This window comes from Anaerovibrio lipolyticus LB2005, from assembly GCF_000621545.1.
Classification (GTDB): domain Bacteria; phylum Bacillota; class Negativicutes; order Selenomonadales; family Selenomonadaceae; genus Anaerovibrio; species Anaerovibrio lipolyticus_A.
This window is the reverse complement of the sequence record NZ_JHYA01000001.1, coordinates 199,624-220,548: the sequence shown is the minus strand read 5'-3', so window position 1 is coordinate 220,548 and position 20,925 is coordinate 199,624. Positions and strand designations below refer to the sequence as shown.

General features: G+C 43.7%; 17 protein-coding genes. 15 read left to right on the top strand and 2 right to left on the bottom strand.

Going from position 1 to position 20,925, the window contains the following annotated elements:
• Positions 1 to 324 precede the first annotated feature (324 nt).
• From T355_RS0101115 to T355_RS0101090, 6 genes are all read left to right on the top strand, one after another.
• Positions 325 to 1,638, top strand: a complete 1,314-nt coding sequence (locus T355_RS0101115; protein WP_027396129.1) for an ATP-binding protein — start codon at positions 325 to 327, stop codon at positions 1,636 to 1,638.
• Between the two features lie 99 nt (positions 1,639 to 1,737).
• Positions 1,738 to 1,956 carry a hypothetical protein gene (locus T355_RS0101110; RefSeq protein WP_027396128.1) on the top strand — a complete coding sequence of 73 codons (219 nt, stop codon included), beginning with the start codon at positions 1,738 to 1,740 and terminating at the stop codon, positions 1,954 to 1,956.
• A gap of 3 nt (positions 1,957 to 1,959) precedes the next feature.
• The gene (locus tag T355_RS0101105) at positions 1,960 to 2,973 is read left to right on the top strand and encodes a restriction endonuclease subunit S (RefSeq protein ID WP_027396127.1); all 1,014 of its coding nucleotides are present in this window, start codon (positions 1,960 to 1,962) and stop codon (positions 2,971 to 2,973) included.
• Between the two features lie 152 nt (positions 2,974 to 3,125).
• Positions 3,126 to 5,741 (top strand): alanine--tRNA ligase, encoded by a 2,616-nt coding sequence (gene alaS / locus T355_RS0101100; protein ID WP_197019538.1) that lies wholly within the window; start codon positions 3,126 to 3,128, stop codon positions 5,739 to 5,741.
• A 206-nt stretch (positions 5,742 to 5,947) separates the two neighbouring features.
• Entirely contained in the window at positions 5,948 to 7,312 is a 1,365-nt protein-coding gene (locus T355_RS0101095) for an MFS transporter (protein ID WP_051555300.1), read from the top strand.
• Complete coding sequence (locus tag T355_RS0101090) at positions 7,309 to 8,937, top strand: GGDEF domain-containing phosphodiesterase (RefSeq protein WP_027396124.1); 1,629 nt, start codon at positions 7,309 to 7,311, stop codon at positions 8,935 to 8,937. The genes T355_RS0101095 and T355_RS0101090 overlap by 4 nt, the downstream gene beginning before the upstream one ends.
• A gap of 243 nt (positions 8,938 to 9,180) precedes the next feature.
• On the opposite strand, the gene T355_RS0101085 is transcribed toward T355_RS0101090, so the two are convergent.
• Positions 9,181 to 9,981, bottom strand: coding sequence for a tRNA 2-thiocytidine biosynthesis TtcA family protein (locus tag T355_RS0101085; RefSeq protein WP_027396123.1), 801 nt, complete (start codon positions 9,979 to 9,981; stop codon positions 9,181 to 9,183).
• Between the two features lie 200 nt (positions 9,982 to 10,181).
• Between T355_RS0101085 and dapB the strand changes: the two genes are divergently transcribed.
• The 9 genes from dapB (at position 10,182) to T355_RS0101040 (ending at position 18,846) form a co-directional block, all read left to right on the top strand.
• Positions 10,182 to 10,973, top strand: a complete 792-nt coding sequence (dapB, locus tag T355_RS0101080; protein WP_027396122.1) for a 4-hydroxy-tetrahydrodipicolinate reductase — start codon at positions 10,182 to 10,184, stop codon at positions 10,971 to 10,973.
• 34 nt (positions 10,974 to 11,007) lie between these two features.
• Positions 11,008 to 12,045, top strand: coding sequence for an aspartate-semialdehyde dehydrogenase (locus T355_RS0101075; protein WP_027396121.1), 1,038 nt, complete (start codon positions 11,008 to 11,010; stop codon positions 12,043 to 12,045).
• 138 nt (positions 12,046 to 12,183) lie between these two features.
• Entirely contained in the window at positions 12,184 to 13,113 is a 930-nt protein-coding gene (gene miaA, locus T355_RS0101070) for a tRNA (adenosine(37)-N6)-dimethylallyltransferase MiaA (protein ID WP_027396120.1), read from the top strand.
• Between the two features lie 14 nt (positions 13,114 to 13,127).
• Positions 13,128 to 13,367, top strand: a complete 240-nt coding sequence (gene hfq, locus T355_RS0101065) for an RNA chaperone Hfq (protein WP_027396119.1) — start codon at positions 13,128 to 13,130, stop codon at positions 13,365 to 13,367.
• 11 nt (positions 13,368 to 13,378) lie between these two features.
• Positions 13,379 to 13,837: a dUTP diphosphatase gene (dut, locus tag T355_RS0101060; protein WP_027396118.1), complete on the top strand. Its 459-nt coding sequence runs from the start codon at positions 13,379 to 13,381 to the stop codon at positions 13,835 to 13,837.
• Positions 13,838 to 13,858: 21 nt separating this feature from the next.
• Positions 13,859 to 15,175, top strand: a complete 1,317-nt coding sequence (locus tag T355_RS0101055; protein ID WP_037329666.1) for a replication-associated recombination protein A — start codon at positions 13,859 to 13,861, stop codon at positions 15,173 to 15,175.
• Between the two features lie 141 nt (positions 15,176 to 15,316).
• Entirely contained in the window at positions 15,317 to 16,168 is an 852-nt protein-coding gene (locus T355_RS0101050; RefSeq protein WP_027396116.1) for a ChbG/HpnK family deacetylase, read from the top strand.
• A 16-nt stretch (positions 16,169 to 16,184) separates the two neighbouring features.
• Positions 16,185 to 17,162 (top strand): glycosyltransferase family 2 protein, encoded by a 978-nt coding sequence (locus tag T355_RS0101045; RefSeq protein ID WP_027396115.1) that lies wholly within the window; start codon positions 16,185 to 16,187, stop codon positions 17,160 to 17,162.
• A gap of 13 nt (positions 17,163 to 17,175) precedes the next feature.
• Positions 17,176 to 18,846 carry a DUF3329 domain-containing protein gene (locus tag T355_RS0101040; protein ID WP_269318735.1) on the top strand — a complete coding sequence of 557 codons (1,671 nt, stop codon included), beginning with the start codon at positions 17,176 to 17,178 and terminating at the stop codon, positions 18,844 to 18,846.
• Between the two features lie 96 nt (positions 18,847 to 18,942).
• On the opposite strand, the gene T355_RS0101035 is transcribed toward T355_RS0101040, so the two are convergent.
• A complete protein-coding gene (locus T355_RS0101035; protein ID WP_027396113.1) occupies positions 18,943 to 20,700 on the bottom strand; it encodes an Rqc2 family fibronectin-binding protein in 1,758 nt (585 codons plus the stop codon).
• Between the last annotated feature and the right edge of the window lie 225 nt (positions 20,701 to 20,925).

Sequence of the window (20,925 nt, the reverse complement as noted above, 5' to 3'; positions counted from 1 at the left end):
GAATAAATATGGTGTTCGTATTTTTTAAGGCTAAATTTCAGCGGGCAGTTTGCAATGAGGATGTTAATCAAGGGAAATACAGCTTTTTTGTGATATCACCCGTAGAGATGAATTGCTTGACCACCACAAAGTCCCTTTTTAAAAACCAAAAACAACATAAAAGTCACTTGAAAAAAACTAAAAACAACATAAAAGTCACTTGAAAAAACTAAAAACAACATAAAAGTCACTTGAAAAAAACTAAAAACAACATAAAAGTCACTTGAAAAAAACCTTACAGCTTTTTATAATGTAGAAAAACAAGGCTTTGGAGGTGGAGAGGAAATGTTAAAAAGAAAAATTTATGCTAATCTTAAAGCATGGAAGGATAATCCTAATCATTTGCCATTGATAATAAAGGGATGTCGCCAGTGCGGAAAAACATGGTCAGTATTGAATTTTGCCAAAGAAAATTATAAAAATGTCATTTATCTAAACTTTTTTGAAAATCCAAATTTAAGCAGTATTTTCCAAGGGAGTTTGGAGATAGATAAAATAAAAATCCTCTTGTCCGCCCATATCCCTGGTTGTAAGTTTGAAAATAACAAAACTGTTATTGTTTTGGATGAAATACAAGAGTGTCCGGAGGCGCGAACTTCTTTAAAATTCTTTAAATTAGATGGCCGCTATGATGTAATTGCCACTGGTTCACTGCTTGGAGTAAAAGGGTTTGGTACACCAAAGTCCATTCCAGTGGGATATGAAACAACTATGGATATGACCCCTATGGATTTTGAAGAATTTCTTTGGGCAAATGGAATAAATGATAATATTATTGCATTGCTGAAGCAGTGTATAGATGATGAAAAAGAGGTACCTGAGGCTATTCATCAGCGGATGAAGGAGTTGTTGTTACAGTATGCAGTGGTGGGTGGTATGCCTGCAGTGGTACAGGACTTTGTTGATAACCATAATATGGGAAGTGTACTTGCCATGCAGCGGGATATTGTAACTTCCTATGGGGATGATATGGTAAAATATGCTGTTAATAATGATAAAATTCGTATTCGTAAGGCATTTTTATCTATCCCCAAGCAATTAGCCAAGGAAAACAAAAAATTTCAATATTCAGTTGTAGAAAAAAGAGGTACATCAGCAAAATTTGAGAATGCCCTTGATTGGATTGAGTCTGCTGGTATAGTAAATCGATGTTATAATCTGTCAGTACCGGAATTACCACTTTCCGGAAATGCAGAGGATAATATTTTTAAAGTATATATGGCAGATACAGGACTGTTTGTCAGTATGCTGGAGGATGGTACCCAGGCTGATATCCTCCAAGGAAATTTGCTTGGATATAAGGGGGCAATCTTTGAAAATCTTGTAGCAGATTTTTTTGGTAAGATGGGGCGCAAGCTCTATTATTTTCATAAAAAATCCGGATTGGAAATAGATTTTGTCATCAGATATAAAGGTAAAGCAACCTTGGTGGAGGTAAAGGCACAAAATGGTAATGCCAAAAGTCTGAAGCATATATTATCGAATCCAGACAGATATCATGTGGATAATGCTGTTAAACTTGCAAATGCCCAGGTGGGAAGACAAGGAAAAGTTTTAACTTTACCGCTGTATTTGGGTGCTTTTCTGGCTGAGCATTAACTTTATTTGTCAAATTCGGCTCCATATATTATCATTATATAGATAGTATTTTGAAAATATACTTTTTACTATAGAAGGTAACATCGTGGAGGAATAGTAGTGGAACTCGATAATAGCTTAAATACTCTTGATGGTGAAGGAATAGCCACCAACGACAGCAACTGTGAGGGGGAGGCTTTGATGGATGCCCCTGCTGCAGAGCCTGAGATTTTGCCGGATCCTTTGGAGGCGGCTCAGGAGGCTGCAAAACAGCTGGATGAAGCAGCAACCTTGTTGAAGAATGTGGTAAATACCCTGAGCTCACTGGAGAAAGAATAGGAAATGGCAAAGAAGCAACTTACACTAGAAGAAAAAATACAAAATGCTCTGGTTCCTGAGGAAGAACAGCCTTTTAAAGTACCGGAAAACTGGTGTTGGGCAAGATTGGGAAGCGTTGGCAGCATAATATTGGGACAGTATCCAAAGCGTGAAGATGCCACGGATGATGATACATTTATTCCTGTGATAAGCGGTGTGGCAGAGCTGGATGATAATTCAATCACCGTAAAAAAATACACCAAGACAGCAACCAAGGTATCCCAGTCCGGAGATTTGGTTATCTCAATGAAAAATAATATTGGCAAATCTGTAATTGCTGATAAAGAGTATTGCCTTGGACGTGGCGTAGCAGCTTTTAGAAGCGATTGTGTTGATATATCGTACGCAAGACATCTGCTTTCCAATTTTAAGGATTATCTATATGAAAATGCCACCGGGTCAACAACCCCTCAGATTGCCGGCAAGGTATTGCAGAATATGCCAATACCTTTTCCACCGTTGGGGGAACAAAAGCGTATAGTTTCTGTTTTGGAGTCCTCATGTGCTGATCTGGATAGAGCCAAGGAACTGATAGAAAAAGTACTTGGGGGGACAGAGATCCGGAAAAAGTCCATTATAAATGGAGGCGTTACTGGCAAATTAACCTCTTTTTGGCGAAAGATTAAAGGCATCAGCAGAGATAGCTGGTGTACCAAGCCTTTGGGTTCTTCTGATATCCATGAGTCCTTTGGGAACTGGTTGAAGCAATCACAGTGTGTAGGTACTCAGAGTGAGAATATGCAGGATGTGCAGGTGAGTGTTCCGACACTTTCGGAGCAGCAGGAAATCGCATCCATTATTCGTAATCTGCTGGCCAAGGAGAACACCGTTATTACAAATTGCCAGAATGTACTTTCCTCTATTGAAACTATAAAGAAATCCATTCTTGACAGAGCCTTCCGTGGGGAGCTGGGCACCAATGACCCAGCAGAGGAATGCACATTAAATCTTTTGAAGGAAGAATTACAGAATCAATAACAACTCTATGAAAACAACTGCTGTATGGTTTTTTGTACGGCAGTTATTTTTGTGTAAATCTTCATATTGGCCAATAAATATGGTATAATCTTAAAGTTAGTGTGAATACTTATAAATTTACATATTCTTGGAGGTAGATTGTTTTGAAGAAAATGACAGGTAATGAGCTTAGAGAAGCTTATCTTACTTTCTTTGCTGAAAAGAAAGGCCACTTGCGCTTGCCAAGTGCTTCTCTGATTCCTGAAAATGACCCTACTTTGTTAATGATTGGTGCCGGCATGGCGCCTTTTAAAGCATATTTCACAGGCAAGGTAAAGCCACCTCGCCCTCGTATTACCACTAGCCAGCGTTGTGTTCGTACTGGTGATATTGAAAATGTAGGCCGTACTGCCCGTCATCAGACCTACTTCGAGATGCTGGGTAACTTCTCCTTCGGCGATTATTTCAAGAAGGAAGCTATTCCTTGGGCATGGGAGTTCCTTACCGAGGTTTTGGAGATGCCAAAGGACAAGCTTTGGGCTACAATTTATCCAAAGGATGATGAGGCTCGCAAGATTTGGGAGGCTCAGCCTGGCTTTGACCCATCTCATATCGTTCCGTTAGAGGATAACTTCTGGGAAATCGGCCCTGGTCCATGCGGCCCTGATACTGAGATTTATTTCGACTTGGGAGAGGAGCGCGGCTGTGGCAGCCCTGACTGTGCAGTAGGTTGTGACTGTGACCGTTATCTGGAAATCTGGAATAATGTATTTACTCAGTTCGATCGTACTGAGGATGGCAAGTACAACGATCTGGAAAACAAGAATATTGATACTGGTATGGGCCTGGAGCGTATTGCTTCCGTAATTCAGGGGGTTCCAAGCAACTTCGAGACTGATTTGCTGTTCCCTATTATCGAGTACGCTTCTAAGGTATCCGGTGTGAAGTATGGTGTTGATGCTGATAAGGATGTTTCCTTGAAGGTTATTGCTGACCATGCCCGTTCCATGAGTATCATGATTATGGATGGTATTCTTCCTTCCAATGAGGGTCGTGGTTATGTACTGCGCCGTATCCTTCGTCGCGCTATCCGTCATGGCCGTATGCTGGGCATCAAGGACAAGTTCCTTGAGGGTGCAGTGGATGCAGTTTGCAAGATTTATGATGGTGCCAGCGATTTTGAGGCATTAGCTCAGAAGCAGGACTACATCAAGAAGGTTATTTCCCTGGAGGAGGACCGTTTCTCCGCTACCTTGGAGCAGGGCCTGGAGCTGTTGGATGGCTATATGGCTGAGGCCAAGAAGGCCGGCAAGAAGGTTCTTGATAGTGAGCTGAGCTTCAAGCTCTATGATACCTTTGGCTTCCCTTGGGAGCTTACTGAGGAGATTCTTCAGGAAAATGGTTTGGATTTTGACAAGGAAGGCTTTGACAAGGAGATGCAGGAGCAGCGTGACCGCGCCCGTGCAGCCCGTGCTGAGAACCAGCGCTTTGCCGTTCCTGATTTGAAGAATATTGACACTGCTTCCTTAAAGCACGACGAAAAGGCTACTGAGGCAGAGGTTGTGGCTATCTGGAAGGATGGCGTATTGGTTGATTCCCTCCAGGATGGTGAGGAAGCAGGCATTATTCTGTCTGTTACCCCATTCTACGCAGAGGGTGGCGGCCAGGTGGGTGACACTGGTCTGTTCGTTAGTGAATTGGGCCGTATCAAGGCTACAAATGCCAAGAAGCTGCCAGATGGCACTATTTACCATGAGTCCTATGTGGAGGAAGGTCAGCTGAAGGTTGGCGACAAGGTTCAGATTAAGCTGGACAAGGTTGAAAAGCTTTCCTCCGCCCGTAACCATACTGCAACCCATCTTCTTCAGGCTGCTCTGAAGAAGGTTGTGGGTGACCAGATTAATCAGGCTGGTTCCTCTGTAAATGGTGACCGTCTCCGCTTTGACTTCACTAACTTTGAGCCAGTAAGCGCTCAGCAGTTAGCTGATGTTGAGGAGCTGGTAAACAATGAAATCCTTAAGGGCACTGATGTGGTTATTGAGGAAATGTCCAAGGATGCTGCAGTGGAAAAGGGTGCTATGGCTCTCTTCGGCGAGAAGTACGGTGACGTGGTTCGTGTTGTAAGTGTTCCTGGCTTTTCTATGGAGCTTTGCGGTGGTTCCCATGTAAAGAATGTTGGACAGATTGGTCTCTTTAAGATTGTATCTGAAACCGGTGTGGCAGCTGGTGTACGCCGTATTGAGGCCATCACTGGTCGTGCAGCACTGGAATATGCCAACACCAAGGCTAAGCAGGTATCTGATGCTGCTGCTGCATTGAAGTGCCGTGAGGATGAGCTGGTATCCCATGTGGAGACTCTGGCTGCCCAGGCCAAGGAGCTTCAGAAGCAGTTGGATGCAGTTAATGCTGAAAAGGCAAAGGCAGATGCTGCTGCACTCACCGATCAGGTTAAGACTGTTGGCGAGGTTAGTGTAATCGCTGCTGCTGTAAATGCTGCTGATATGGATGATCTGAGAAGTATTGCAGATATGACCTGTGACAAGATTTCCAACGGTGTTGTAGTTCTCGGTACTGTTAACGGCGACAAGGTAAATCTTGTGGTTAAGGCCTCCAAGGATGCAGTGGCCAAGGGCGCTCATTCTGGTAAGATTATCAAGGAAGCTGCTGCTGTTGTTGGTGGCGGCGGTGGTGGTCGCCCAGATATGGCCCAGGCTGGTGGCAAGAAGCCTGAAAATCTCAGTGCAGCTCTTGAAAAGGCTGTTGAGGTTCTCACCGCTCAAGTTGGCTGATAAAATGATTTAATATACAAATTAAAAGGCTGGAACCCTTTATTTTTAGGGTTCTGGCCTTTTTACTTGGGGAAAATATTAATTTTTAAAGGAAATTAATGGTTAATGTCGAATTCTGTTAATGAATATTTAGTGAGTGTTTCCAATAGAGTATTCACCTAATATTTAGTAAACTTATGCCAACAGGATTTTCAGGGGATGATAACTTGCAGAAATATGTTTTGTATGCAGTTATGATAACATCTTTCATAGGATCCATGGTGGGGAGTGGTATTAATGTAGCCCTTCCTTCCATAGGACGTGAATTTGATGCTATGACAGGAGACCTTAGCTGGGTCGCTGCAGCATATTTATTTGGTTCCGCTATCTTTAATCTTCCCCTGGGGAAGGCAGCGGACATTTTGGGGCGAAAGCGGCTATATAAAATTGGTATAGTCATGTTTTCCGTCACTTTGCTTATTGCCGGCTTTGCCACGTCGGTTGACTTCTTGATGGATATTCGCTTTTTGCAGGGTGGCCTTATGGCAATGGTTTTCGGTCCTGGTATGGCTGTATTGGCCTCGGTGTTTGATAAAAAGGAACGGGGGCGTATCCTGGGATATCAGACAGCCTCTGTGTATGTGGGCCTTACCTGCGGTCCGGCTCTAGGCGGGCTGATATGTGAGTATCTTGGATGGCGTTGGTTCTTTTTTCTGACGGGAACGGTGGCAGCCTCGGGATTGATTTTTATGCTGAGGGTAAAGGAAGAATGGTATGGTGATAGGGGAGCCCCCTTTGATTTCAAGGGAAGCCTTTGTTATATGATTACCATTCCCCTTATTCTGTATGGCTTTTCAAAAATTACTGATGCCTTGGGAATATATTTATTTATTGCCGGGCTGGCTGCTTTGGCCTTGTTTATTTATGTGGAGCGTCAAAGCCAACATCCTATCCTTGACGTAAGTCTTTTTATTGGAAATCGGGTGTTTACTTGCAGCAATTTAGCGGCCATGCTCCATTATGCAGCAACCTTTGCCATAAGCTTTTTGGTTTCCATGTATTTACAGGTTATCTGTGGACTTAGTGCTACTGTGGCCGGAGGTATCATCCTTTTGCAGTTCTTTATGATGGCTACCCTGTCCCCAAAGGCCGGGGCCCTATCTGACAAAATTGATCCTGGGATAGTGGCCTCTGTGGGCATGGCGATTAACAGTGTGGGCCTTTTTGCCCTATCATGGCTCCATAGGGACAGCTCCCTGATATTGGTAGGACTGATTCTTATGATAATAGGTATTGGTTTTGCTCTCTTTTCATCACCTAACAATAATGCAATTTTGGGTGCGTGCCAGCCAAAGTTTTATGGAACGGCATCCTCTTTGTTGGCTACCATGCGACTTATTGGTCAGGCCTTTTCCATGGCTATTGTAACCATTGTTATGGATGTTAATTCTGTTCAGTCTGTGACTGGTGCAGATAATGATGCTCTCCTTGGAGCTATTCAAATTATATTTAAGATTTTCTCCATTATTTGTTTGTTCGGAATACTGGCTTCATTGGCCAGAAAGAAAAAGGAGGGGACGGCTTCCCTATGAAAAATAGCGTAAAACAGCGAAGCTCCGTAATTATAATCTTGGCTCTAATTACCAGTATTTCCCTTTTTATCCTTAGCAATTATATGGAATTTCAGTTAATGTCGGTGCTGCCAAGGGCTGAGTCTTTAGCAATGGCCAATTATTTAAACAAGGGCTTGGTGGCCATCTTTTTGTTGGTGGCCATAAGTGCAGGCTATTCTATATTGGCAGAGAAAAAGTTGATTCATGAAAAACATGAGCGGGATGTAAGGGATTCTGTAACCCATCTTCCGAGTATTGTTGGTTATAACGAAGATTTTATGAATCTCCTGTCAGATAATAAAAACGAACAGGATTATATCATGGTGGCCTTGGATATTGATAAATTTAAGGCGGTAAATGATGTTTTCGGCTTTGCCTGCGGTACTAAGATTATCCGCATGGTGGGGGAAATGCTCTCCAATAACCTTCGGGATGGGGAACGGTGCTACCGAATAACCAACGATATTTTTTATTTGCTGTTGAAAAGTCAGGATAAGGATAGCGATAGCAGGCGGATTCGCAGTATTTTGGACAATGTGGCCATAGACCTGGTTTCCACTGATGATGAGGATATTCAGAGTAATTTAAATGGCGGTATCTATAACCACATGATTTCCTTCTCCGCTGGAGGTATGCGGATATGCGCCAAGGAGCTTCGGGAGGATCTGGCTGGATGCCTACAAGAGGCTTTGCGTGAAAGATGCATGGAACTGGCAGCCAAGTTTGCAGATAATGCCAATATCGCCCGTAAACGGGGAAAAACCGAAAATATAAACACTGTATACCTTTTTGATGAAAGTATGCGGCGGGAGATTTTCGAGGACAAGAAAATAGAAGATGCTTTCCTTATTGGTATTGAACGTGGCGAGTTTATGATGTACTATCAGCCTAAATTTTACATTGGGGGAGATGAGGCAGTTCATGGAGGGGCTGAGGCGTTGATTCGCTGGAATAGTGATGAAATGGGATTTATGCCACCAGGAAAGTTCATTCCTCTCTTTGAGAGGGACGGTAATGCCCAGCGTCTTGATATGCACGTTATGGATTTGGTATGCCAAAACATTTGTGAGTGGCGTTCCAAGGGGTTGGAGCTCCATCCTATTTCCGTAAATGTCACCCGTCCAACCATGCAAAATGGTGCAGGGTATTTGCAGTTCGTAAAGGAGAAGCTGTATCTTTTCGATATTCCTCAGGATCTGATTGAGTTTGAAATCCTTGAGAGCTCCACTGGCACTGATGAGGCCGTGGTTATTGATTTTATTAATGAAATACACAAGCTGGGCTTTAAAATCGCCATGGATGATTTCGGAACTGGTTGTTCCTCCTTAGGTCTGCTGAACCGTATCCCACTGGATATATTGAAGCTGGATAAGAGCTTCTTTGATTCCATGACCATTAATATGACTAATCAGGATCTTGCCGTGGTTCGCTATATGCTGATGATGGCCAAGGATCTGGGTATTAAGACAGTGGCCGAGGGTATTGAGGAAAAGTTCCAGGTGGATATTTTGAAGGACTTGGGCTGCGATATGATTCAGGGCTATTATTTCAGCCGTCCTCTTTGCGTGGAGGATTACGAGAAGATGCTTAAGCCTGTGGGATAAAATAATACATATAAAAAACTCCCGTTGATATCAGCGGGAGTATTTTTATGAAAATCTTGCGGGGCCTGTCATGGGATAAGACATTCATTTGCTTCGCAGTGCCACATCAATATATTTATTAATTAAAATTAATATAGACGGGCTTCGCGGCCGTCCGCCACCTCATATCGGCTCAAATAGATTATGTGCTGATGTGTCATTTTGAGCTCAGCATGCTTCATGTCTATATCCCATGCCACCCGTTTATATTTTATTTTCTGCCCCGTACATGTAGCTAAAGTAGGCTTTTTTCATTTCTTTGCGGTTTTTGGCGGCAGGCCACAGCTCACCTACTGCGTTTTCCCTCATGGCAGAAGCAAGATGAGGATAAAGCTGGGGATTGTCCTTGCTCATGGATACGATAAGTTCCTTTACTGTCTGTCGGATGGTATTGCCATCATAAGGACAAGGAGATGGCACTGGCTGGAAGCCGTGATACTCAATTGCATCAATGATTTCCTGCTCCCTAAAATATACCAGTGGACGTATTACTGTAACATCCATTTTATCCAAGTAGGTTTTCGGTGTAAATGTGTGAATCTGTCCGGAATAAAGCAGACTCATAAAAAAGGTTTCCACCGCATCGTCATGGTGGTGGGCGTAGGCAACCTTATTGCAGCCATGCTCCTTGGCAAAGCGGTTTACGGCACCTCTACGGAAAAAGGCACAGGAATAACAAGGGTCCTTGCCGTTTTGGGCCTTAATTGTCCCTGCAATATCCACATCAATGGTATCAAAGGGGATTTCCAGCTCCTTCATAAATTCGCTGATACGTTCCACCCCTTCACCAAAGTCGTTGGAAAACATGGGATTTATGGTTACAGCTTTAATGTTAAAGTCCTTTTTTAACCGCATTTTCATCATGGCCATGGCATAGGCCAGAAAGATGCTGTCCTTGCCACCGGACACACCAATCATTATATTATCCCCGTTTTCAATAAGCTCAAATTCTGTAATGGCTCGCATCAGCTTGCTGAAATACAGCTGGGGAAGATTAATTTTCAAGCTTTACTCCACCTTTCTTTATTAGTAAGTCCTTAAATACATAAAATAGTGTAACTTGAATTGCGTATTTATAGACAAATGTATATTGTGAATGGAAAAATACAAAAATTTCTTGCCAAACAGTATTATTGTATATAAAATAATATGTGATGTCTATATGCGTCAGTAGTGGACAATCATAATTTACGGAGGGGTTTGCGTTGATAAAGGTATTAGTAAACGGCGCTTATGGTCGCATGGGTCAGGCAGTTGTAAAGGCTGTTCTTGAGGACAAGGACCTGGAGCTGGTGGGTGCTGTTGATATAGTTGGTGATGGAGATGCGGGGGAGGTTGTGGGCCTTCCTAAATGCGGCGTTAGCTTTACCAGAGATTTACAGACTACTATAGATGATGTAAAACCACAGGTAATGGTGGATTTTACCATTCCTGATGTGGTGTTTGGCAGTGCGCAGGTGGCCTTGAAAAATAAGGTTGCTCCTGTCATTGGTACCACTGGTCTTTCAGATGAGCAAAAGCAGGAACTGGCCAAATTGGCTGAGACAAATGATACTCCGGTGTTTATTGCTCCTAATTTTGCAATTGGTGCTGTTTTGATGATGCAGATGGCCAAGCAGGCAGCCAAGTATATGCCAGAGGTGGAAATAATAGAGCTTCATCACGATAAGAAGCTGGATGCACCATCTGGTACTGCACTTCAGACTGCAGCCCTTATTTCCGAGGTTCGCAAGGCCCATGTTCAGGGTAATCCTAACGAGATGGAAAAGGTTGCTGGTGCCCGTGGTGCTGATGTGGATGGTATGCACATTCACAGTGTACGCTTGCCAGGCTATGTGGCTCATCAGGAGGTTATTTTCGGAGGTCTTGGTCAGACACTGACTATTCGTCACGATTCACTGAACCGTGAGTCCTTTATGCCAGGTGTATGCCTTGCTGCCAAGAGTATTTTAGGTCACAAGGGCCTTATTATTGGCTTGGATAAGTTCATGGACTAAATATTATATATTTAAATTGAAGGGGAGACAAAACATGAAGAAGTATAATGTTGCCATTCTTGGTGCTACTGGTGCTGTTGGTCAGGAGTTTCTGAATCTTATAGAGGAGCGCAAGTTCCCATTTGCAAATCTTAAATTGCTCGCTTCCAAGCGTTCTGCTGGTAAGAAAATCCAGTTTATGGGCAAGGAGTACACCGTGGAGGAAGCTACTGAAAATTCCTTTAACGACGTGGATATTGCTCTTTTTGCAGGTGGCTCCATCAGTAAGACTCTTGGTCCTGCTGCTGCCAAGGCTGGTGCTGTGGTTATTGATAATTCCAGTACCTTCCGTATGGACCCTGAGGTGCCTCTTATTGTTCCAGAGGTAAATCCAGAGGATATTTCCTGGCATAAGGGTATCATTGCCAACCCTAACTGCTCCACAATTATTATGGTAATGGCCTTAAAGCCTCTTTATGATGTTTCCAAGATTAAGCGTGTTGTGGTTTCCACCTACCAGGCAGTGTCCGGTGGCGGTAAGGAAGCTATGGCTGAGCTGGAGCAGCAGGTGAAGGATATTAATGATGGCAAGGAGGTTGTTGCTAACATTCTTCCTGGTGCAGCCCTTAAGAAGCACTATCAGATTGCCTTTAATCTGATTCCTCAGATCGATGTCTTCAAAGAAAATCTCTACACCAAGGAAGAGATGAAGATGATCGATGAGACAAAGAAGATCATGAACGATCAGGATATGCGCATTACTGCAACTACTATCCGCGTTCCTGTATATCGCAGCCATGCTGAGTCCGTAAACGTAGAATTTGAGGACGAGGTTTCCGTGGAGAAGGCCCGTGAGGTTCTTTCCAAGTTCCCTGGTGTTATTCTTAGAGATAACCCTGATGAGCAGGAATATCCTATGCCTCTTGAGACCTCTGGCAAGGATGATGTGGAGGTTGGCCGTATCCGCAAGGATTATTCCATTGAGCATGGTCTTAACTTCTGGGTATGTGGTGACCAGATTCGTAAGGGTGCTGCCCTGAATGCTCTCCAGATTGCGGAATACATGATGGAGCATGACATGATCAAGAAATAAAAATGTATAATTGCGTGGCTGTTGCTTGTGGTGTATCATTATGAGCAGCAGCCATTTTGTTTTAAAAATGGAGGAAAATATTTTCGGCTTCATAATACAGTTAAAAATGACTGATACTCATTGGAGTGTGTGTATCGAATGAAGAGAGAACGATTGATTGTGGTTTTGGGTCCTACTGCCTCAGGCAAGACAGGCCTTTCTATAGAGTTGGCAAAGCAATTTGATACGGAAATTATATCCGGGGATTCCCAGCTGGTATATAAGGGCTTTGATATTGGTTCAGCCAAGCCGGATATGAAGGAACGGGATGGAGTGGTTCATCACATGATAGATATACTGCCCCCGGATGCATCCTTTAATGTGGCTGATTTTATTGATAGAGTAAAGCCCATTATTACGGACCTCAATAACAGAGGAAAGCTGCCAATTTTGGCAGGAGGAACAGGGCTTTACATAAAGTCATTGCTGGAGGGCTATCAGTTTAATGATACTGCCGGAGATGATGAATATAGGTTTAAGCTGGAGAAGCTGGCAGAGGAAAAGGGAAAGCAGTACCTTCACGATATGCTGCGGGAAATAAATCCAGAGGCGGCAGAACGGATCCATGTAAATAATTTCAGAAGGGTTATGCGGGCTCTGGAGGTCTATCATTTGGGGGGAGAGCAGATTTCCACCCAAAAGGAAAAGGGCCTCGTTTATGATGTGTATGTGGCGGGTCTGATTTGGCACCGCTCAGAGCTTTATGATAGAATAAACAGGAGAGTCGACATGATGCTGCAGCAAGGACTGGTAGATGAAGTCCGTAATTTGCTAAACAGTGGTGTGTCTCCTGAAAGTCAGTCCATGCGTGGTATTGGCTACAAGGAAATGGTTAATTATGTTCGGGGAACAGGAACCCTGGAGCAGGCAGTGGATGATATAAAAAAGGGAACCAGACACTTTGCCAAACGGCAGCTGACCTGGTATAGAAAAATGCCTTATGTGCATTGGTATCATCCGGCCCTCTATAGGGAACGGGGACTTGTAGATAATGTTTCCTGGAATATAGCTAGATTTTTTAAAGGATAATGGGGGTAATTTTTATGACAGCAAAGGTTATTAATTTGCAGGACAGTATTTTAAATCAGGTTCGTAAGGAAAACATTCAGGTTTCCATTCATTTGGTAAATGGTTTTCAGATAAAAGGCTTTGTAAAGGGCTTTGATAATTTTACGGTTATTATTGATTCCATGGGCAAGCAGCAGATGGTATATAAGCATGCCATTTCTACTATTACAATGGGACGCCCTGTGGAAAATATTACTGATGAAAAGAAAGACTGAGTTTTTTACAAATGACAGATAAGATTAGAGGCTTTCAGATTGTAAGTGCCTATGAAGGCAAGGGTATAAAATTGCCTGGCAGAAAAACTGGCTCCAGTGCCGGCTATGATATTGAGGCCGCTGAGGATGTGACTCTGGTGCCCCATAAGGTGGTATTGGTTCCTACGGGCCTCAAAGCATATATGCAAAATGATGAGTATCTGGGGATTCATGTGCGTTCTGGCATTTCCATCAAGAATTCAATTTCCTGTGTAAACAGTCAGGGGATTATTGACGCTGATTATTATAACAATCCTGAAAATGAGGGGCATATCATGGTGCCTCTCATTAATCATGGGGAGAAGGATTTTTTTATTGCCAAAGGAACCAGAGTAGCCCAGGGAATTTTTTATAAGTATCTCACAGTGGATGGTGATTCTGCCGGCGTGGGGGCTGAAAGAACAGGTGGCTTTGGTTCGACGGGAAAGTAAGTGAACGATATGGATTTAGGTATGGATTTATTTGCTACGGCAGAAAAAAACGACAGCAAAAAATACGAACCACTGGCCCAGCGTATGCGTCCCCGTAATTTTGACGAATTTATAGGTCAGGAGGAGGCTGTAGGCAAGGGGAAGTATCTGAGAAAAATGATTGAGAAGGACCAGCTTCCTTCCATGATTCTCTATGGGCCACCGGGAACGGGAAAGACAACCTTGGCCCAAATGGTGGCATCTCTTACCAACAGTAATTTCAAAAAGCTCAATGCTGTATCTGCGGGTATAGGGGATATCAGAAAAATAGTGGATGAGGCGGCGGAAGCCCGTCGCTTTTACCAGAAGCGCACCATTGTGTTTATTGACGAGATTCATCGATTTAACAAGAGCCAGCAGGATGTTCTTCTTCCCTACGTGGAGGATGGACGCCTTATTTTGATTGGTGCTACTACAGAGAACCCATTTTTTGAGGTTAATCATGCTTTGCTGAGTCGTGTCAGAATTGTACGACTTAATTCCCTTTCTGATAAGGACCTGATGCGTATGCTCAAGCAGGCCTTGGAGGATAAGGAACGGGGACTTGGTTCCAGAAGACTTACCATTACTGATGAAGCTGTGGAAGCCATTGCCCAGTTATCCGGAGGGGATGGGCGTATGGCACTGAATCTTTTGGAACAGGCAGCTGCCATGATTGATGATGGCAGTGAAATTAATATTGAGCTTCTCCATACTATTTTGGGGGAGCGAATCCAGACCTACGATAAAAAGGGGGATAACCATTATGACACGGTGTCCGCCTTTATAAAGAGTATGCGGGGCAGTGATCCGGATGCGGCCATTCATTATTTGGCAAGAATGCTGGCAGCGGGAGAGGACCTTAATTTTATTGCACGTAGGGTGGCAATTTGCGCTGCTGAGGATGTGGGAAATGCAGACCCCTTTGCCCTTGTGGTTGCCATGGCGGCAGTACAGGCGGTGCAGTTTGTGGGAATGCCCGAGGCCCGTATTCCATTGGCTGAGGCCGTAACCTATGTGGCTTCAGCACCTAAGAGTAATGCGGCCTATATGGCTATAGATGCTGCTTTGGCAGATGTGCGTCATCGTAACTGTGGACCAGTGCCGGAACACCTTAGGGATGCCCATTACAAGGGGGCGGCCAAGCTGGGGCATGGTATAAATTACAAGTATGCTCATGATTTCCCATATCATTTTGTGAAGCAGCAATATCTTCCAAATGCTCTTAAGGGGGTCACATATTATCATCCCACTGCTAATGGCAGGGAAGGAAGAATCAGTGAATATTTGAAGGCCTGTTGGCCGGAACGATACAAATAAAAGGTTTATAGGGCGGTCTTAGGGCCGTCCTTTTGAATGTTATAATATTATTCATAAAATGGAAAAAATGGACTATCTGCGGTATAATATTTTAGTTAGACATTGATGTGAAAAACAGTTTTTTAGATTGGATTGAGATTTTTGAAGCGATTAATTGTTAATGCTGACGATTTCGGTCGGCATGAGCTTATAAATAAAGCGGTGGAGCAGGCTGTGGAAAAGGGTATTTTGCGTTCTGCCACCTTGATGCCAGGAGCTAAAGCCTTTGATTCAGCGGTGGAAATTGGTAAAAGACACCCTCAGCTTGGCGTGGGAATACATTTTACACTGGTAAATGGATACCCGGTATTACCACCATCTGAAATCCCTTCTCTGGTGACGGAGGAAGGGGTCTTTGTGGATGATCATACAGCATTTGTGAAGAAGCTGGTTTCTGGTCATGTCAATATGCAGGAGGTTCGTGCAGAGCTAAGTGCCCAGTTAAGAAAGATGCAAAATACGGGGCTTAATCTGACCCATGTGGATAGTCACCAGCACATGCACACACTGCCGGGCGTGATTAATGTGGTTTTGGATTTGGCGAAGGAGGCTGGCATTAAGGCAGTCCGTATACCAAAGGCACCTCTTTTCAGTGGTGAGTTTGGAGGTATAGGACAGCTTATTGGTCGCGTTGGCCTGGGGACCTTGGCCATGATAGCAGGAGGCAAGGCAAAAAGCAGAAATATTGCTTCTCCTGATTATTTTGCCGGTATTGTGGCCGGTGAAGCAGTATCTGAGGATAACCTTTTGGGAGTGATTAAGAGCCTGAAGCCTGGCACTACCGAGGTAATGATGCATCCTGGTACTGATAATAAAAAGCTGATTCCTGATACTGGCTGGGACCATGATTTTGAGGCGGAATTTGCCGCCATGATTTCACCTGCTGTAATGGAGCTGATTGAAGCCAAGAAGGTGGAAATAACCAATTTCCGTTCACTGGGAACAGAGAATTAAGGAGACAAAGGAACCTATGGATAAAATAACAATCATAGTTCCCTGCTATAACGAGCAGGAGGGCGTGGAACAATTTTATACGGCGGTAACTGATGTCTTAAAGGATATAAAGGACTGTGAGTTTCGCTATCTCTTTATAAATGATGGCAGTACCGATGATACCTTGTTAAAAATCAGGGAACTGGCGGCTGACCATGAGGATGTATCTTATATAGGTCTTTCCAGAAACTTTGGCAAGGAGCCTGCCATGATGGCGGGACTTGATTATGCAGAGGGTGACGCTGTCATTATTATGGATGCGGATCTACAGCACCCACCACAGCTTATTCCAGAAATGATTGACTGGTGGCACAAGGGCTATGATGACGTATGTGCCAAGCGTACTGGCCGTGAGGATGAAGCATGGCTTAAAAGAACAGCGGCTAATCTGTTTTACTTGGGAATGGACTCGGTTTCAAAGATTAAGCTGCAGCGGGATGTGGGAGATTTCCGCCTTTTGGACAAGCGTTGCGTGGCAGCTTTGCGCCTTATGCGTGAGAACCAGCGGTTTACCAAGGGAATGTACACTTGGGTGGGCTATAGAAAAAAGGAAATTCCTTTCCATGTTCAACCAAGAGCTTATGGCAAAACCACATGGAATTATCTGTCATTGTGCAATTTAGCCATAGAGGGGATAACTTCCTTTACCACAGCACCTCTGAGAATGACAACCATGCTGGGCATGGGGGTTTCCGTTTTGGCGTTGGGGTATATGTGCTTTGTACTGTTTAACGCCCTGTGCTATGGTGATCCGGTGGCGGGGTATCCTACACTGATTACAGTTATGCTGTTTTTGGGGGGCGTGCAGCTTTTGTCCTTGGGAATTATCGGCGAATATTTGGGCAGAGTGTTTACTGAGAGCAAGCATCGTCCGGCGTATTTGGTGGATGAATATAACGGGATTAAGGTTATATATGATAGTCCGGTAAAAAAGCCGGAGGTAACTAAAAGTTAAGGAGTGTAAGGTTTTGTCTCAGGATAAAAATAATATTTGGCAGGTTGGCTTAATATTGGCAGGGCTGTTTTTACTGATGCTTATGCTTAATATATTGATGCCTCTCCATCGTGATGATTATGAATATTCAATGATTTATACCACGGCTGTTCATATCGTAAATTTTGATGATGTGCTCCGCTCTTGCTATGTGCACTATATGTTGCATGGTGGACGTATGTTTACGGTTTTTTGTCTTGATTTGTTCCTGTGGCTGGGAAAAATCTGGTTTGATATTGCCAATGCCTTGATGTTTGTTGCTTTGGTAGTCCTTCTATATTTCCATGCCCGCCGTGAAATTAAACTCTCCGGGGAGCCGGTAATGGTAGCTGTTGCCAGCCTTTTGGCATGGTTGTCCTTCCCTCATTTTGGTGAGGTGGCAATCTGGAAAAGCGGTTCCACAGTTTATTTATGGTCTGCAGTACCTGTGGCTCTGTTTTTGCTGCCATACAATCTCTCATTGAAAAAAGGGGAATCTGTACTTAAGGGCTGGATGATTATTCCCATGCTTTTGCTGGGTGTAATTGCCGGCTGGTCAGTGGAAAATCTGGCGGTTACGGTGGTGGGTGTCACTGCTCTTATAAGCTGGCACTTTTACAAAAAGCATAGTCTGCTTAGCTGGATGCCTGCCGGCTGCTTTGGTGCTCTGATTGGACTAATTGGTCTGGTGGCAGCTCCGGGTAATTTTGTCCGTTATGATGACCAGGGGAAGGGGAAAGGTATTCTGACCCACATAGGCAATCAGTTCGCCGGCAACGGTGAAATGGTTCTCTATATTTTGCCTATAATATTAGCTCTCCTTATTGCCTGGAGAATTTTTAAAATAGTTTTGGCGGAAAAGAAGGGAGTTACCCTAAAGCCAGTTGATAGCAGGGTAACTGTTGGCCAGTGGATTCTTCTGGGACTCATTGTGCTTTTGGTTATTTCTTATTTCAATGGCAGCTTTGTGGCTTGGGCCATAAGAGATGTGCTCTATTCTCTGGTAATGGTTCCTGCGGGCCTTACAAATCCAGGAGTAGTGGATAAGGTTAATAATATCTTCCGCGGCTTTGAGGAAATGGCTATTTACTGGTTCATTATTTTCTTTATTTATGCCATTGTGAAAAAGAAGCTGGGACTTTCCAAGGAAAATATTAAGCTCCTTGCTGAAAATGTTAAGGCAAAAGAAATTTGGGATTCCTATGAATCCGTACGATATGCAGGAATTATGCTGGCACTGGCATTGTTAAATAATATGGTAATGATGGCGGCACCAACTTTTCCTGCACGGGCCACCTTCAGCTCTGTATGCATGATTATCATCGCGGCTATAGCTGTGTTCAGGGAGTCTGTCATTCGTCAGTATTATGAGAAATATACAGCCAAGCTGTTGTATGCCGGTGCCTTTGGTATAGGCCTGTTCACTGTTTCTGCGGCTACATTGGTGATGTACACTATGCAGCAGGAGCATAATGCCCGTATTGCCATTGTGGAGGAGACTGCCGCCAAGGGTGAGTCCATAGCCTATATGGAGCCTATAAAGATGACAAATCGGGCCCTGCGTCACGTGTTCTTCGTTGATTTTGATAATGGAGTTACCAAGTATGGCTTGTGCAAATACTACGGCATAGAGGACATTAAGGTCTTGAAGGACGAAAATAAATAAGGTTGTCTTCGTAATTTAGGTATATTTAAAAGGACAGTTGACTCATCGTTTTGATGAACCAGCTGTCCTTTTTATCATTGAAAATATGTTTTCCCGTTATTCTTTTGTCTGCAGAAGAATAGGATTAAGCACCTCATCCTCAGGTGTAACATACAAAGTGCTTTGATTTGTGAAGATAACAAAGCCAGGCTTGGCACCTGCCGGCTTCTTCACAAAGCGGCAACGGGTGTAGTCCACTGGTACCTTGGAGGAGTTGGCTGCCTGGGAGAAATGAACGGCCAAATAGGAGGCCAGAAGCAACGTATCCTCGGAGGGCTCATCCCCATCACAGCGGATAATAACATGGGATCCGGGAATCTCCTGGGTGTGAAGCCAAATGTCTCCCGGGTTACTTACCTTGAAGGTGAGACGATCATTCTGGTAGTTGTTCTTGCCAACCAGAATAGTGGTGCCATCAGGAGCAGTAAACTTAAATGGCTGGGACTGCTTCACAGAGGCGTGTTTCTTTAAATTTTCCCTTAAGATATTATTGGTGATAAGCTCTGTTTTTATATCATTTATCTCTGCAAGGGAAGTGGATGCCTCAAGGGAGGTTTCAATGGAAGCAAGGTATTTTATGTCATCAATACATTTTTCCAGCTGCTTTTCCAAAAGCTCCTTGCCTCGTTTGAGTTTATCATATTTTTTGTAATAGGCCTGAACATTTTCACTGACGGAAAGACGTTGATCCATGGCGATGGAGATACTTTCTCCGGATTCACTGTATATGTTCGTAACCGTAACTGTGGCATCTTCGCGGTCCCTTAGCTGATACTGATAGGTCATAAGATTATCCGCTTTTATACGATATTCCTCGGCGTTGTCGGCTGCAGCAATATCATCCTTCAGCTTATCCACCTTGTGCTGGGCCCGGCTCAGCTCATTTTTGATGAGCTTTTTGAAACGGTCCCTGTCAGGCAGCTGAAAGCTACCAGCAATACTGGAAGCCTTAGCCAGCATTTCACTTATGGTCGTAAATTTTACAACCGTATCGTTTATATAGTAATGCAGTGGAAAAGAGGCGGTAGCCAGCAGCTTTTGATTAGCATCCACCACGAGGCAGGCTTCACCGCAAGGCTCCTTAAAGGCATCCTTTATTTCCGTTAAGGCGTTATTGAGTGAAGCAAAATCACTTTCATCCATTTCACTGACCAACTGGTTATGGGGAAGTCCGGCCAGATAGGCGGTTTCCTTTGCAGTTACAGGGCCAAAGCCAAGACAGGTATCAAGAATGGCCTTGCTGAGTTTTAATTCATCTTTGGCTTTGATGGCTGTAACCACATCATCAATGGAGCACTCGAGAAGATTCATTTTCTCCTGCACAGGTGGCAAAATATATGGGTCTCCTGGCAGGACAGTCCTGATGCGGCTGGAGTTGGCCCCGACTCTTCTTAGTACATCGATGATGTTGTCGTCCTGTACCAGAATAATGTTGCTGTACTTGCCCATAAGCTCAACTACCAGGGATTTTGTAACGATTTGTCCCCCCGCAGCCAGCACATCCATGTCCAATATGATGATGCGGTCAAGACTGTGCTGATATATCCGGGCTATACGGGCGGTTTCAATATGCTTGCGGAGAACCATGCAGAACATAGGCGGCTCCGGTGGATTATCCGGTGCCTTTTCAATAATATGAACCGCAGGGTTCTGGGGATTTATTGAAATATGAACCAAATAATTTTTGCCTGGCTGTCTAACGGAAAGAATTACAGACTGCTTATTTGGTTGATTTATCTTGTCTATGCGTCCGCCTGTAATGGCTCTGTCCAACTCAATGGCCAGTGGATGCATAGAAATACCATCTAAACTCATAAGAGAATACCTCCATAGAAAACTAAGTAAAGGATATCATCTCAGCCTGGCATGGTCAAATGGGGGCATTAATCAATAAAAAATATACTAAAAATATATATAAAATTTTAAAAGAAATTTTTACATCAAAATTGTAGACGAATAAAACTATTTAACGCATACCTATTGATTGATACTGAAAACAAGTGAAATATACCCAAGACATACCCAAAAAACGGGTAAATA